This window comes from Streptomyces sp. NPDC045022, assembly GCF_056432605.1.
Genome location: NZ_JBWKIR010000002.1, coordinates 88,118 through 101,015, shown reverse-complemented (window position 1 = coordinate 101,015; position 12,898 = coordinate 88,118). Strand labels below are relative to the sequence as shown.

The following is a 12,898-nucleotide window of genomic DNA, read 5'->3' as shown; positions in this document are numbered from 1 at the left end:
CTCACCCCGCGATCCGTACGGTCGTGTTGGCGCCCCAGATCGCGAGGCTCAGGAAGAAGTCCAGGACGTTGATGGCGACGATGGACGTGCGCACCGCCCGGCCCACCGCGACGCCGACGCCCGCCGGACCGCCGCTCGCGTGGTAGCCGTAGTAGCAGTGCACCAGGATGATCAGGACGGCGAAGACGATCACCTTGCCGAAGGACCACAGGACGTCCACCGGCGGCAGGTACTGCTGGAAGTAGTGGTCGTAGGTGCCTGTCGACTGCCCGTAGTAGCCGGTGGTGATGGTGCGGGCGGCGAAGTACGAGGACAGCAGCCCGATCACGTACAGCGGGATCACCGCGACGAAGCCGGCGATCATCCTCGTCGTCACCAGGAACGGCAGCGACGGGACGCCCATCACCTCCAGCGCGTCGGTCTCCTCGCTGATCCGCATCGCACCGAGCTGCGCGGTGAACCCGGCGCCGACGGTCGCGGACAGGGCGAGTCCGGCCACCAGCGGGGCGATCTCCCGGGTGTTGAAGTACGCCGACAGGAACGCCACGAAGTTGGAGGTGCCGAGCTGGTTCAGGGCCGCGTAGCCCTGGAGGCCGACCTCGGTGCCGGTGAAGAAGGAGAGGAAGGCGATCACGCCGACCGTGCCGCCGACGACGGCGAGCGCGCCACGGCCGAAGCTCACCTCGGCCAGCAGCCGCAGGATCTCCTTCTTGTAGCGGCGCAGGGTGCGGCCCGTCCAGGCCAGCGAGCGGCCGTAGAAGGACAGCTGGGTGCCCAGTTCCTCCAGGGAGCGCAGCGGGCGGTCGAAGACTCTTTGCGGTCTCATCGGCTACCCCTTCTGCGGGACGATCTGGAAGTACGCCGCGGTCATCACGAAGTTGGTCACGAACAGCAACATGAAAGTGATCACCACGGACTGGTTGACGGCGTCGCCCACGCCCTTCGGACCGCCCTTCGCGGTGAGCCCCTTGTACGAGGCGACGATCGCCGCGATGGCTCCGAACACCAGCGCCTTGAGCTCGGCCGCCCACAGGTCGGACAGCTGGGCCAGCGTGGTGAACGACGCCAGGTAGGCGCCGGGCGTGCCGTTCTGGAGAACGACGTTGAAGAAGTAGCCGCCCGCGACGCCGACGACCGAGACGAGGCCGTTGAGGAGGACGGCCACGACCATCGACGCCAGCACGCGCGGTACGACGAGCCGGTGGATCGGGTCGATGCCGAGCACCTGCATCGCGTCGATCTCGTCCCGGATCTTGCGTGCCCCGAGGTCCGCGCAGATCGCCGTGCCACCCGCGCCCGCGATGAGCAGCGCGGTGACGATCGGCGAGGCCTCGCGCAGCACGGCGAGCACGGACGCGGCACCGGAGAAGGACTGCGCGCCCAACTGACGCGTGAGGCTGCCGATCTGGAGTGCGATGACGGCCCCGAAGGGGATCGAGACAAGAGCCGTCGGCAGGATGGTGACGCTCGCGACGAACCAGGCCTGCTGAATGAACTCCCGTGCCTGGAACGGCCGCCGGGGCAGGGTCCGGACGACGTCCAGCGCCATCGCGAAGAGGTTGCCGGAGTGCCGCAGCGCACCCGTCGGGGAGAGGCTCATGCGCCCGCCACCCCCGTCCCGTGCAGCTCGGCCTCCCGGCCGGCGATCGCCTCCCAGCGGGGTGGGCGGGTGATGCCGGGACCGGGCAGCAGGCGGGGAGGCAGCGCGTCGTCTGAGCCGCCCTCGTCGATCTGGGCCAGCTCCTGCTCCACCTGCGCCGCGTCCTTCTCCTCCGCCATGCCGATCGGCCCCTGCATCCGGCCGTTCAGGAACTGCCGCACAACGGGCTCGTCACTGGTCAGCAGCTGCTCGCGCGGCCCGAACATCACCAGCTCGCGCCGGAACAGCAGCCCGATGTTGTCGGGTACCTGGCGGGCCGAGGCGATGTCATGCGTGACGATCAGGAAGGTCGCGTCGATCTGCGCGTTGAGGTCGACGATGAGCTGGTTGAGGTAGGCCACGCGCACCGGGTCCAGGCCCGAGTCCGGCTCGTCGAACAGGATGATCTCCGGGTCGAGGACCAGGGCCCGGGCGAGCCCGGCCCGCTTGCGCATACCGCCGGAGATCTCGCCGGGCAGCTTACCCTCCGCGCCGATCAGCCCGACCATGTCCATCTTCTCGAGCACGATCCGCCGGATCTCGCTCTCGGACCTGCGGGTGTGCTCGCGCAGCGGGAAGGCGATGTTGTCGTACAGGTTCATCGAGCCGAACAGCGCGCCGTCCTGGAACAGCACGCCGAACAGCTTCCGCACCTCGTACAGGTCGTGCTCACGCAGGCGGGTGATGTCCCGGCCCGCGACCTTCACCGAGCCACGCTCCGGCTTGAGCAGCCCGACGAGCGTCTTGAGGAACACCGACTTGCCCGTCCCCGAGGGGCCGAGCATCACCGAGACCTCCCCGGCGGGCAGCGTCAGCGAGACGTCCTGCCAGATGACCTGGTGGCCGAAGGACTTGGTCAGCCCTTCCACACAGATCTCCACACCCATCCGGTTTCACCCTTCGCCCGTGGAGCAGCTCCGACATCTGCTCTACGGGGAGGGGCGGGGCGTCCGTCGCGGCGAGCACGATTTTTTTTCGGACGTGTTTACGGCGCGCTACGGCAGCTTCACGGCGGACACGCTCGGGGTGGGTACGGGCAGGGAAACGGAGGGGAGCGACGGCGACGAGGGCAGCGACGGTGACGAGGGCAGCGACGGTGACGAGGCCAACGACGGCACAGACGGCACAGAAGGCACAGACGGCACAGAAGGCACAGCGGGCACCGCGGACTCCACGGGCAGCTTGGGAAGCGGGGGCGAGGAGACCTCCGGCACGGCCGGCACGGACAGCGGGACGAGGGTGTCGCCGGCGGGCGATCGGGTCGCCGCCCGGCTCGGGGCCGTCGCCGGCGTCGAAGGCCTGCGCGGCTGCGGAGCGCGCGCCCGCCCGGCGCTGTCGGTGCTGCCGGCCACCTGCGCCCCGCTGGACACCGTCGGCCGCGGAGCCGGAGCGGCCGTGCCACCGCCCCCGTCGAGCGCGTACGGCAGCACGAACCCCGCCACTGCCAGGGTCGCCGCCGTAGAGGTGACCGCCACCGCCTGGGCCTTCCCGCCCCCGCGCAGCCGCCCGCGCCCGACCAGGAACAGGACGAGCCCCAGCGTCCCGGCCAGCGAGGCGCGCAGCGTCCGCCGGGCCCGGGCCAGCAGCGACTCGACGGTCCGGTAGCTGAGCCCCATCCGCACGGCGACCTGGCCGACGTCCAGATCCTCGGACTTCAGCCGGAGCGCCTCCGCCTGCCGGGCGGGCAGCTCCCCGCTGCGCACGGCGAGCCACTTCGCCTCGGCCCGGTCGCACACCGCCTCCTCGACGGGTACCGGGCCCGGCGGGACGAGCACGCGGCGGCTGCCCACCTCGGCCTCGCGGTTGACCTGCCGGTAGCGGTCGACGCACAGCCGCATCGTCACCGTCGTCAGCCAGGCGCCGAGCCGCTCGTCATCGAGGTCCGGGCGCTCCGCGGCCCGCAGCATCGCCTCGTGCACGGCGTCCTCGGCGTCCTCCTGGCTCATCGAGCGGCGCCGGGCCACCTTGAGCAACTGCTCGCGGTGGCTCCACGTACGCTGCCAACGCTCGTCGGCGGTCGTTGTGTCCGCAGGCATGTCCGTAGCCATGAGGGCCCCTTCGCACTCACCCGCCGGTCCGGTGCTTCCGGCGGGTGGCGTGACATTACCGCCGAGTATCCGCGGTTGTGGAGGGGGCGACGCGCATCGTGTTCGAGCTGTTGCTGGTCAGCGACCCCACGTCGGGCAGCACACCGCCGCCGGGCAGGGTGAGGGTCGGTCCCGGGACGGGTACCGGCGGCGTCTTCGACTCCTTCGGGGCGCCGGCCGTACGGGTCGGGGTGGGGGTGGGGGAGGACGAGGCGGGTGGGGTCGACGGCGTGCGCGACGGGCCCGGGCCCGGGTCGCGGTCCTGCGACGGCTTCGGCGAGGGCATCGGGGTCTTCGGGCGGGACGGCTTCGGCCGGTCCCGGGACTCGGCGGGCGCGTCCGGCACCAGGCGGTGTCCGGTCAGGTAGTACGCGTACCAGGCCCTGACCGTGCGCAGATAGGCTTCCGAGTGGTTGTAGCCGAGGATCGCCCGGTCCAGGTCGGCGGGGTTCGAGAGGTCCCGGCCACCGGCGCACAGGTAGCGGCCGGCGGCGAGCGCCGCGTCGAAGACGTTGTCCGGGTCCGCGTGCCCGTCGCCGTTGCCGTCCGCGCCCCAGTGGGCCCAGGTCGACGGGATGAACTGCATCGGGCCGACCGCGCGGTCGTACACCGCGTCCCCGTCGTACGCGCCGCCGTCGGTGTCCGCTACGACGGCGAAGGCACCGCCGGTCAGCCGGGGCCCGAGGATCGGTGTCACGGTCGTACCGTCCGGGCTCACCCGGCCGCCCCGCGCCTGCCCGGACTCCACCTGGCCGACCGCGGCCAGCAGTTGCCAGCGCAGCCGGCACCCGGGCGCGGTGCGCGCCAGCTCCTCCTCGGCGCGCCGGTACGCGGCGAACACGCTCGCGGGCAGGGCCCCGCCCGCCCCTTCCGGCACCGTGCGCTGCTTCGGATCACCGGTCCGCAGGGGCGGCAGGGCGGTGCGGTAGGGGGTGTCGCCGGACACGCTGGGGCCGTCCTCGACGGCCGCTGCCCTCCGCGCGGGCTCCGAGCCCTGCGCCGAGGCCGCCCGCGGCGCCTGGGACGCGGTCAGCACGGCCATCGCCGCCGCCGCGATCGCAGTTCCCCTGGCTCCTCGGAGTGCTCCCCCGCGTACGCGTCGCGTCACCTTTCCGTCCCCTTCCCGAGTGGATTCCGTCCTCTGCTCTACGCGGGCGGGCGGCCGGTCCGTCGCACGGCGGGCGGGGAATTCGGGGGCCTGCGGCGGGGTGGCTTCCGGGAGCGAGGGACGAACGCGGTTCCGTTAAGGTCTCCCCAAGCGGCCGGGGCGGTCCGGCCCCGGTCGCGGACCTGGCGGTACGCGCGGGTCGGGAGCGGATGCCTTGGGGGCACAGTGCGACTGAAAGTGGAGTTCACGACCGAGCCCTTCGATCTCGACGAGGCACCCGCGCACGCGCTGGTCGCCCGGGAGGTCATCGAGGCGGCCGAACTGGACGCGGTGGACGTCGGCCCGTTCGGCAACACGGCGGAGGGCGCCGCCGACGCCGTGCTCGGTGCCGTGGACGCTCTGCTGCGCAGGAGCCTGGAGGCCGGCGCCACCCGGATCTCGCTGCAGGTCAATGTGGTCGGAGAGGGCGAGAAGTGACCGGTACCGGGGAAGAGCCCTTCATCGCGGCCGTCAAGCCGCTGGTCGACGCGATGGGCGCGGTGCTGATCCCGCCGGACGAGGCCGGCGCCGAGGACGTGGTGCTCGCCTGGGAGGGCGTCGACGTGGTCGCCGTACGCCTGCCCCAGCTCGCCGACTCGCTGGACCACATCCTGGCCGCCATGGAGCGCAGGCAGGGCAAGCCGCTGGCCGAGCTGGACCGCAAGGCCAAGCAGGAGGTCGTACGCATACTGGAGGCACGGGGCGCCTTCGCCGTGCGGCACGGCGTGGAGACTGTGGCGAGCGCGCTCGGGGTGAGCCGCTTCACGGTCTACAACTACCTCAACCGTGAGAAAGAGGGCTGAGAGCCGCCCGGGAGGTAACCCCGAATTTTCAACAAAGTGTTGACGTGATGTTTCCGAGGGCGTTAGCTATCGGCAGCCCGTTCAGCACGAAGGCCGTTTCCGGCCACGGAGGCTCCCGTGACTTCGACTTCCACGCCCCCGGGCCTGGCCCGGTTCAACGACCTGGAGGAGCCCGCGGCCCTCGCCGCCCTCCACGAGGCGTGCGCGTCCACCGAATGGGCCCGGCGACTGCTCGCCGCCCGCCCCTACGCCACCGTGGAGGACCTCTACACCGCCAGCGACGCCGCCATGGCCGAGCTGACCACCGCGGATCTCGAAGAGGCGATGGCCGGGCACCCGCCGATCGGGCGCCCCACACCCGGTGACCCGACCTCCGCCCGCGAACAGCGTGGCATGGCCGGCGCCGCCGAGGAGCTCAAGGCCGAGATGCTCGACCTCAACCTGGCCTACCAGGACAGGTTCGGCCATGTGTTCCTCATCTGCGCCACCGGCAGGACCGCCGAGCAGATGCGCGACGCGGTCAAGGAACGGATCGGCAACTCACCGGAGCAGGAGCGGGAGATCGTCCGCACCGAGCTGGGCAAGATCAACCGCATCCGACTGGCCCGACTCGTCGAAGAGGACGCCTGACACCATGAGCACCAGCACCACCGCCTCCGTGTCCACGCACATCCTGGACACCTCGCTCGGCCGCCCCGCCGAGGGCGTCGCCGTCCAGCTCTCCGCCCGCAGCGGAAGAGAAGCGGACTGGCAGACGCTCGGCGACTCCGCGACCGACGCCGACGGCCGGTGCAAGGACCTGCCGGCCCTGCCGGAGGGGACCACCCACGTACGGCTCGACTTCGCGGTCGAGACGTACTTCGAAGAGAAAACTGCGAAGAAGCAAGCCGATGCGCAGCAGGACGCCCCCGCGAATCGGGACAGCGGACCTGGGGTGTTCTTCCCGGAGGTGGCGATCACGTTCGCCGTCGTACCGGGCGAGCATTACCACGTGCCGCTGCTGCTCAACCCGTTCGGCTACTCCGTTTACCGAGGGAGCTAGCTAAATGCCCACCATCCTGGGACAGAACCAGTACGGCAAGGCCGAGAACCGAGTCGTCAAGATCACGCGGGACGGCGCCACCCATCACATCAAGGACCTCAACGTATCCGTGGCGCTGAGCGGCGACATGGAAGAGGTCCACTACTCCGGCTCCAACGCCAACGTCCTGCCGACCGACACCACCAAGAACACGGTGTTCGCGTTCGCCAAGGAGTACGGCATCGAGTCCGCCGAGCAGTTCGGCATCCACCTCGCCCGCCACTTCGTCACCTCGCAGGACCCGATCCACCGCGCCCGGATCCGCATCGAGGAGTACGCCTGGGAGCGGATCGAGACCTCCGACGCCAACTCCAAGTTCATCGGCGCGGACGAGGTCAAGCACTCGTTCGCGAAGAAGGGCCAGGAGACCCGCGTCACCCAGATCACCTACGACGGTGACAAGTGGGAGGTCGTCTCGGGCCTGAAGGACCTGACGGTGATGAACTCGACCAACTCCGAGTTCTGGGGCTACGTCAAGGACAAGTACACGACGCTGCAGGAGGCGTACGACCGCATCCTGGCCACGTCGGTCTCCGCCCGCTGGCGGTTCAACTGGACCGACGACGAGCAGAAGATGCCCAACTGGGAGAAGTCCTACGAGCAGGTCAGGAAGCACATGCTCCAGGCCTTCGCCGAGACGTACTCCCTCTCGCTGCAGCAGACGCTGTACCAGATGGGCGCGCGCATCATCAACAACCGCGGCGAGATCGACGAGGTGCGCTTCTCGCTGCCGAACAAGCACCACTTCCTGGTGGACCTCGAGCCGTTCGGACTGAAGAACGACAACGAGGTCTACTTCGCCGCCGACCGTCCCTACGGCCTCATCGAGGCCACCATCCTGCGGGACGGCTGTCAGGCCCTTATCCCGGTCGACATGACCAACCTCTGACGCGGGACGCGCGTCCCCGGCCCCGCCGCCCGGGCCGGGGGCCCGCCACACCGGAGGGAACACCATGGCACTGCCTGCAAAGGGGCCCGGCACAGCCCCCTGTTCCACCCCGCCGGTGCACACCGATGACGCCGTCACGTCCGTGCACCCGGTGGACGAGAAGCTCCACCTCTCGCGGCTCGTCCCCGCCGCTCTCCAGCACATCGCCGCGATGTACGCGGGCGTTGTCACTCCTGCGCTCATCATCGGCCAGGCCTGCGGACTCGACATCGCGGCCCGCACCCGGCTCATCGCCGCGAGCCTGCTCATCGCGGGCGTCGCCACCATCCTGCAGACCCTCGGCGTCAAGGGCGTCGTCGGCAATCGGCTGCCCTTCGTCAACGCCGCCTCCTCCGCGGGCATCGCCCCGATCCTCGCGATCGCCGAGACGAACGGCAAAGGCCACCAACTCCCGGCCATCTACGGCGCGGTGATGGTCGCCGGCGTCTTCTGCCTGGCGATCGGCCCGTTCTTCGGCCGACTGCTCCGCTTCTTCCCGCCCCTGGTCACCGGCGTCGTCATCACCCTGATCGGTGTCACGCTGATGCCCGTCCCGGTGAGCTGGGCGCAGGGCGGCGACAAGACCGCCGCCGACTTCGGCGCCATGCGGCATCTCGCGCTCGCCGGGTTCACCCTCGCCGTCATCCTGCTGATCCAGCGCTTCGGCCGCGGCTTCGTCAAACAGGTCGCCCTGCTCTTCGGGCTGCTCATCGGCACCCTGGCCGCCATCCCGTTCGGCATGGCCGACTTCAGCGGTCTGCGGTCGGCGCCCGTCGCCGCACTGCCCACGCCGTTCGCCTTCGGCGCACCCGAGTTCCAGCCCGCGGCCATCCTGTCGCTGTGCATCGTGATGCTCGTGCTGATGACCGAGAGTTCCGCCGGCATGCTCGCCCTCGGTGAGATCTGCGACCGCCGCGCGAACGCCAGGACGATCACGCGCGGCCTGCGCACCGACGGCATCGCCACCCTGATCGGCCCGGTCTTCGGCGGCTTCCCCACCTCCGCCTTCGCCCAGAACGTCGGCGTGGTCTCGCTCACCCGGGTACGCAGCCGCTACGTCGTCGCCGTCGCCGGCGGCACCCTGCTGGTCCTCGGCGCCTTCCCGGTGCTCGGGGCGGTCGTCTCCCTGGTTCCCATGCCGGTCCTCGGCGGCGCGGGCATCGTGCTCTTCGGCTCGATCGCCGTCAGCGGCATCCGTACCCTGTCGGAAGCGGGCCTCGACGACAGCTCCAACATCGTCCTGGTGGCCGTGGCGCTCGGCGCGGGCATCATCCCGCTCGCGGCGCCGACCTTCTACGCCGACTTCCCGGCCTGGGCGCAGACCGTGCTCGGCTCCGGCATCAGCGCCGGCGCGCTCGTCGCGGTCCTGCTCAACCTGTTCTTCCATCACCTCGGCACCCGGAGCAGCGGTCCCGCTCCGGCACTCGAATCCTCCTAGGCTCCTGCCGTGCCCTCCCGTGGACACCCGGCCACCTCCCGTCCACGCGCCGCCACTGAAAGACAAGGAAGCACCATGGCATCATCGGCAGCCCAGCGCATCGTCATCGAGAACTGTGCGATCGCGACCGTGGACGCGGGTGACACCGAGTACGCCTCCGGGTACCTGGTCCTCGCCGGCAACCGGATCGAGTCGGTCGGTGCGGGCAAGGCCCCCGAGGGCCTGGAGCACGTGGTGCGCCGGATCGACGCGAGCGGCCATCTGGCCACGCCCGGTCTGGTCAACACCCACCACCACTTCTACCAGTGGATCACCCGCGGCCTGGCCACCGACCACAACCTGTTCAACTGGCTCGTCGCGCTCTACCCGACCTGGGCGCGCATCGACGAGCAGATGACACACGCGGCCGCGCAGGGGTCCCTCGCCATGATGGCCCGCGGCGGTGTCACCACCGCCATGGACCACCACTACGTCTTCCCGCGGGGCTCCGGCGACCTGTCCGGCTCGGTCATCAGGGCCGCCGCCGAGACGGGCGTCCGCTTCACGCTGGCCCGCGGCTCGATGGACCGCAGCGAGAAGGACGGCGGCCTGCCGCCGGACTTCGCCGTGGAGACGCTGGAGGGCGCGCTCGCCGCGACCGAGGAGACCGTCAAGAAGCACCACGACGCCTCCTTCGACGCCATGACACAGGTGGCGGTCGCCCCCTGCTCGCCGTTCTCCGTCTCCACCGAACTGCTCCGCCAGGGCGCCGAGTTGGCCCGCCGGCTGGGCGTACGGCTGCACACCCACGGCTCGGAGACCGCGGAGGAGGAGAAGTTCTGCCACGAGCTGTTCGGCATGGGCCCGACCGACTACTTCGAGTCCACGGGCTGGCTCGGTGAGGACGTGTGGATGGCGCACTGCGTCCACATGAACGACTCCGACATCGCCGCCTTCGCCCGCACCAGGACCGGGGTCGCCCACTGCCCCTCGTCCAACGCCCGCCTCGCGGCCGGCATCGCCCGCGTCCCCGACCTGCTCAAGGCGGGCGTGCCCGTGGGTCTCGGCGTCGACGGCACCGCCTCCAACGAGTCCGGCGAACTCCACACCGAACTGCGCAACGCCCTGCTGATCAACCGCCTCGGCGCCCACCGCGAAGCCGCCCTCACCGCCCGCCAGGCGCTGCGGCTCGGCACCCACGGCGGCGCCCAAGTCCTCGGCCGGGCCGAGCAGATCGGCTCACTGGAGCCCGGCAAGCTGGCCGACCTGGTGCTGTGGAAGATGGACACCCTCGCACACGCCTCCATCGCCGACCCGGTGACCGCGCTGGTGTTCGGCGCCGCGGCCCCGGTCACCGCGTCCTTCGTCAACGGCGAGCAGATCGTCGAGAACGGCCGCCTGCTCACCGTCGACGAGGACGCCATCGCCCGCTCCACCCGTGAGGAGGCCCAGCGCCTCGCCCGGATCGCCGCCCAGGGCTGATCCACCCCACAGACTCCGGCCGAGAGGGACGGCTCCCGGCCGGGGCCGTGGATCCGAGCGGGATCCACGGCAAGCCGGCTCCGGGGCGCGTGCCAACGCGCGCCCCGGAGGCGGTCACCCCCACACCGCTCGCTCACCGCTCATGCGCCACCCCCGTCACGGTCCCGCACGACCACACGCTTCACCTCCCTGAAACCCACGTCGGCGACGACGTGTTACCTGCCCGGAGGACCCGCCGTGGCCGCCCATCCAGTTGACGAGAAACTCCCCGCCCTCAAAATGGCGACCAGCGGCCTGCAGCATGTGGCCGCCATGTACGCCGGAGTCGTTGCCCCGCCCCTGATCGTCGGCGCGGCCGTGGGCCTTACCGCGACCGACCTGACGTTCCTCACCGGCGCCTGCCTGTTCACCGCGGGCCTCGCCACCTTCCTCCAAACCCTGGGCATCTGGAAGATCGGTGCCCGGCTGCCCTTCGTCAACGGCGTCACCTTTGCCGGTGTCGCCCCCATGACCGCCGTCGCCGCCTCCACCGAGGACAAGTCCGACGCCCTGCCGATCATCTTCGGCGCGGTGATCGTCGCCGGCCTCCTCGGCTTCCTCGCCGCCCCCTTCTTCAGCAAGGCCGTCCGCTTCTTCCCGCCCGTCGTCACCGGCTCCGTCATCACCCTGATCGGCGTCTCCCTGCTGCCGGTCGCCTTCGGCTGGGCCCAGGGCCCCGACCCGAAGGCCCACGACTACGGTTCGACGACCTACCTCACCCTCGCCGGCGTCACCCTGCTCATCGTCCTGCTGCTGCGCCGCTTCACCCGCGGCTTCGTCAAGCAGATAGCCGTGCTGCTCGGCCTGGTCGTCGGCACGCTCATCGCGATACCGTTCGACGTCACGGACTTCGGGCCCGTCGCGGACGCCGACGTGGTGGGCTTCCCGACGCCGTTCCACTTCGGCGCCCCGCAGTTCCAGCTCGCCGCCATCCTCTCGCTGTGCGTGGTGATGGTGGTCTCGATGACCGAGTCGACCGCCGACATGCTGGCACTCGGCGAGATCGTCGAACGCCCCGCCGACGAGAAGACCATCGCGGCCGGCCTGCGTGCGGACACCCTCGGCTCGGCGCTCAGCCCGCTCTTCAACGGCTTCATGTGCAGCGCCTTCGCCCAGAACATCGGCCTGGTGGCGATGACGCGGATCCGCAGCCGGTACGTCGTCGCGACCGGCGGCGGCTTCCTGGTGCTGATGGGCCTGTGCCCGATGGCCGCATCCCTCATCGCGGTGGTACCCCGCCCGGTCCTTGGCGGCGCCGGCATCGTCCTGTTCGGCTCGGTCGCCGCGAGCGGCATCCAGACCCTGGTCAGGGCCGGCCTCGACAGGGACAACAACGTCCTGATCGTGGCCGTGTCGCTCGCCGTCGGGATCATCCCGATCACCACGCCGGAGTTCTACCACTCCTTCCCCGGGACCGCGAAAATCGTCCTGGACTCCGGCATCTCCACGGGCTGCGTGACGGCCGTGGTCCTCAACCTGCTCTTCAACCACCTCGGCAAGGGCCGCGAGGCCCAGGACGTCACCCATCCGATGGAGGCGGGGGAGGAGATCGCCGCCGCACACTGAGACCGGGCGGGCCGGGGGTACGGAATCGCTGTACCACCGGCCCGCCGTGGGGCACGCTGGGTGTCATGAACGAGTCCGGCCGTGTCGAGGCCTTCAGCGATGGGGTGTTCGCCATCGCCATCACCCTGCTCATCCTGGACATCAAGGTGCCCGAGGCCGGTGAGCACGGCGGCCTGTGGCACGCGCTCGGCGCACAGTGGCCGTCGTACGCCGCCTATGTGGTGAGCTTCCTGGTCATCGGCATCATGTGGGTCAACCACCACCAGGTCTTCAGCTACGTCGCCCGGATCGACCGGCCCCTGATGTTCCTGAACCTGCTGCTTCTCATGGTCGTGGCCGCGGTGCCCTGGCCGACCGCGATGCTCGCCGAGTACCTGCGCGAGGGCACCGCCTCGCACGCGGCGGCCGCGGTGTACAGCCTGGTCATGGTCGCCATGGCCCTCGCCTTCCAGGCCCTGTGGTGGCACCTGACCCGCACCGGCCACCTCTTCGACGCCCGTGTGGACATCGAAGCGGCCCGGGCCACCCGAGCCCGGTTCGCCCTGGGTTCCCTCGGCTACCCCCTCTCGGTCGGCCTGGCCTTCGTCTCCGCGCCCCTGACCCTGGCCGCACACGGCCTGATAGCCCTGTACTACGGCTTCAACCAAGTCCCCGTGCCGACCCGTCAGGACCCCGTCACACCATGAGAACGGCGAGCAGGTGTCCGCGG

General features: G+C 70.6%; 14 protein-coding genes. 9 read left to right on the top strand and 5 right to left on the bottom strand.

What is annotated here, in order from left to right:
- Position 1 precedes the first annotated feature (1 nt).
- From AC07C1_RS03795 to AC07C1_RS03775, 5 genes are all read right to left on the bottom strand, one after another.
- Positions 2-826, bottom strand: a complete 825-nt coding sequence (locus AC07C1_RS03795) for an MlaE family ABC transporter permease (RefSeq protein WP_478936707.1) — start codon at positions 824-826, stop codon at positions 2-4.
- Positions 827-829: 3 nt separating this feature from the next.
- On the bottom strand, positions 830-1,600 hold the full coding sequence (locus AC07C1_RS03790) for an MlaE family ABC transporter permease (RefSeq protein ID WP_478936705.1): 771 nt from the start codon (positions 1,598-1,600) through the stop codon (positions 830-832).
- Entirely contained in the window at positions 1,597-2,526 is a 930-nt protein-coding gene (locus AC07C1_RS03785; protein WP_478936704.1) for an ABC transporter ATP-binding protein, read from the bottom strand. The genes AC07C1_RS03790 and AC07C1_RS03785 overlap by 4 nt, the downstream gene beginning before the upstream one ends.
- 108 nt (positions 2,527-2,634) lie before the next feature.
- Entirely contained in the window at positions 2,635-3,687 is a 1,053-nt protein-coding gene (locus AC07C1_RS03780; RefSeq protein ID WP_478936703.1) for a sigma-70 family RNA polymerase sigma factor, read from the bottom strand.
- Positions 3,688-3,742: 55 nt separating this feature from the next.
- Positions 3,743-4,768 (bottom strand): lytic transglycosylase domain-containing protein, encoded by a 1,026-nt coding sequence (locus AC07C1_RS03775; RefSeq protein ID WP_478936701.1) that lies wholly within the window; start codon positions 4,766-4,768, stop codon positions 3,743-3,745.
- Between the two features lie 291 nt (positions 4,769-5,059).
- Between AC07C1_RS03775 and AC07C1_RS03770 the strand changes: the two genes are divergently transcribed.
- The 9 genes from AC07C1_RS03770 (at position 5,060) to AC07C1_RS03730 (ending at position 12,875) form a co-directional block, all read left to right on the top strand.
- Complete coding sequence (locus AC07C1_RS03770) at positions 5,060-5,311, top strand: YkoF family thiamine-binding protein (protein ID WP_478936700.1); 252 nt, start codon at positions 5,060-5,062, stop codon at positions 5,309-5,311.
- Positions 5,308-5,676 (top strand): helix-turn-helix domain-containing protein, encoded by a 369-nt coding sequence (locus AC07C1_RS03765; protein WP_478936699.1) that lies wholly within the window; start codon positions 5,308-5,310, stop codon positions 5,674-5,676. Before AC07C1_RS03770 ends, AC07C1_RS03765 begins: the two co-directional genes overlap by 4 nt.
- Positions 5,677-5,793: 117 nt before the next feature.
- Complete coding sequence (uraD, locus tag AC07C1_RS03760) at positions 5,794-6,306, top strand: 2-oxo-4-hydroxy-4-carboxy-5-ureidoimidazoline decarboxylase (RefSeq protein ID WP_478936698.1); 513 nt, start codon at positions 5,794-5,796, stop codon at positions 6,304-6,306.
- A gap of 4 nt (positions 6,307-6,310) precedes the next feature.
- Positions 6,311-6,718, top strand: a complete 408-nt coding sequence (uraH, locus tag AC07C1_RS03755) for a hydroxyisourate hydrolase (protein WP_478936697.1) — start codon at positions 6,311-6,313, stop codon at positions 6,716-6,718.
- A gap of 4 nt (positions 6,719-6,722) precedes the next feature.
- Complete coding sequence (gene pucL, locus AC07C1_RS03750; protein WP_478936695.1) at positions 6,723-7,646, top strand: factor-independent urate hydroxylase; 924 nt, start codon at positions 6,723-6,725, stop codon at positions 7,644-7,646.
- Positions 7,647-7,710: 64 nt separating this feature from the next.
- On the top strand, positions 7,711-9,123 hold the full coding sequence (locus tag AC07C1_RS03745) for a nucleobase:cation symporter-2 family protein (RefSeq protein ID WP_478936694.1): 1,413 nt from the start codon (positions 7,711-7,713) through the stop codon (positions 9,121-9,123).
- A gap of 75 nt (positions 9,124-9,198) precedes the next feature.
- A complete protein-coding gene (locus AC07C1_RS03740; RefSeq protein ID WP_478936692.1) occupies positions 9,199-10,584 on the top strand; it encodes an 8-oxoguanine deaminase in 1,386 nt (461 codons plus the stop codon).
- A 237-nt stretch (positions 10,585-10,821) separates the two neighbouring features.
- Positions 10,822-12,189 (top strand): nucleobase:cation symporter-2 family protein, encoded by a 1,368-nt coding sequence (locus tag AC07C1_RS03735; protein ID WP_478936691.1) that lies wholly within the window; start codon positions 10,822-10,824, stop codon positions 12,187-12,189.
- A gap of 65 nt (positions 12,190-12,254) precedes the next feature.
- Positions 12,255-12,875, top strand: coding sequence for a TMEM175 family protein (locus AC07C1_RS03730; protein ID WP_478936690.1), 621 nt, complete (start codon positions 12,255-12,257; stop codon positions 12,873-12,875).
- Positions 12,876-12,898 lie beyond the last annotated feature (23 nt).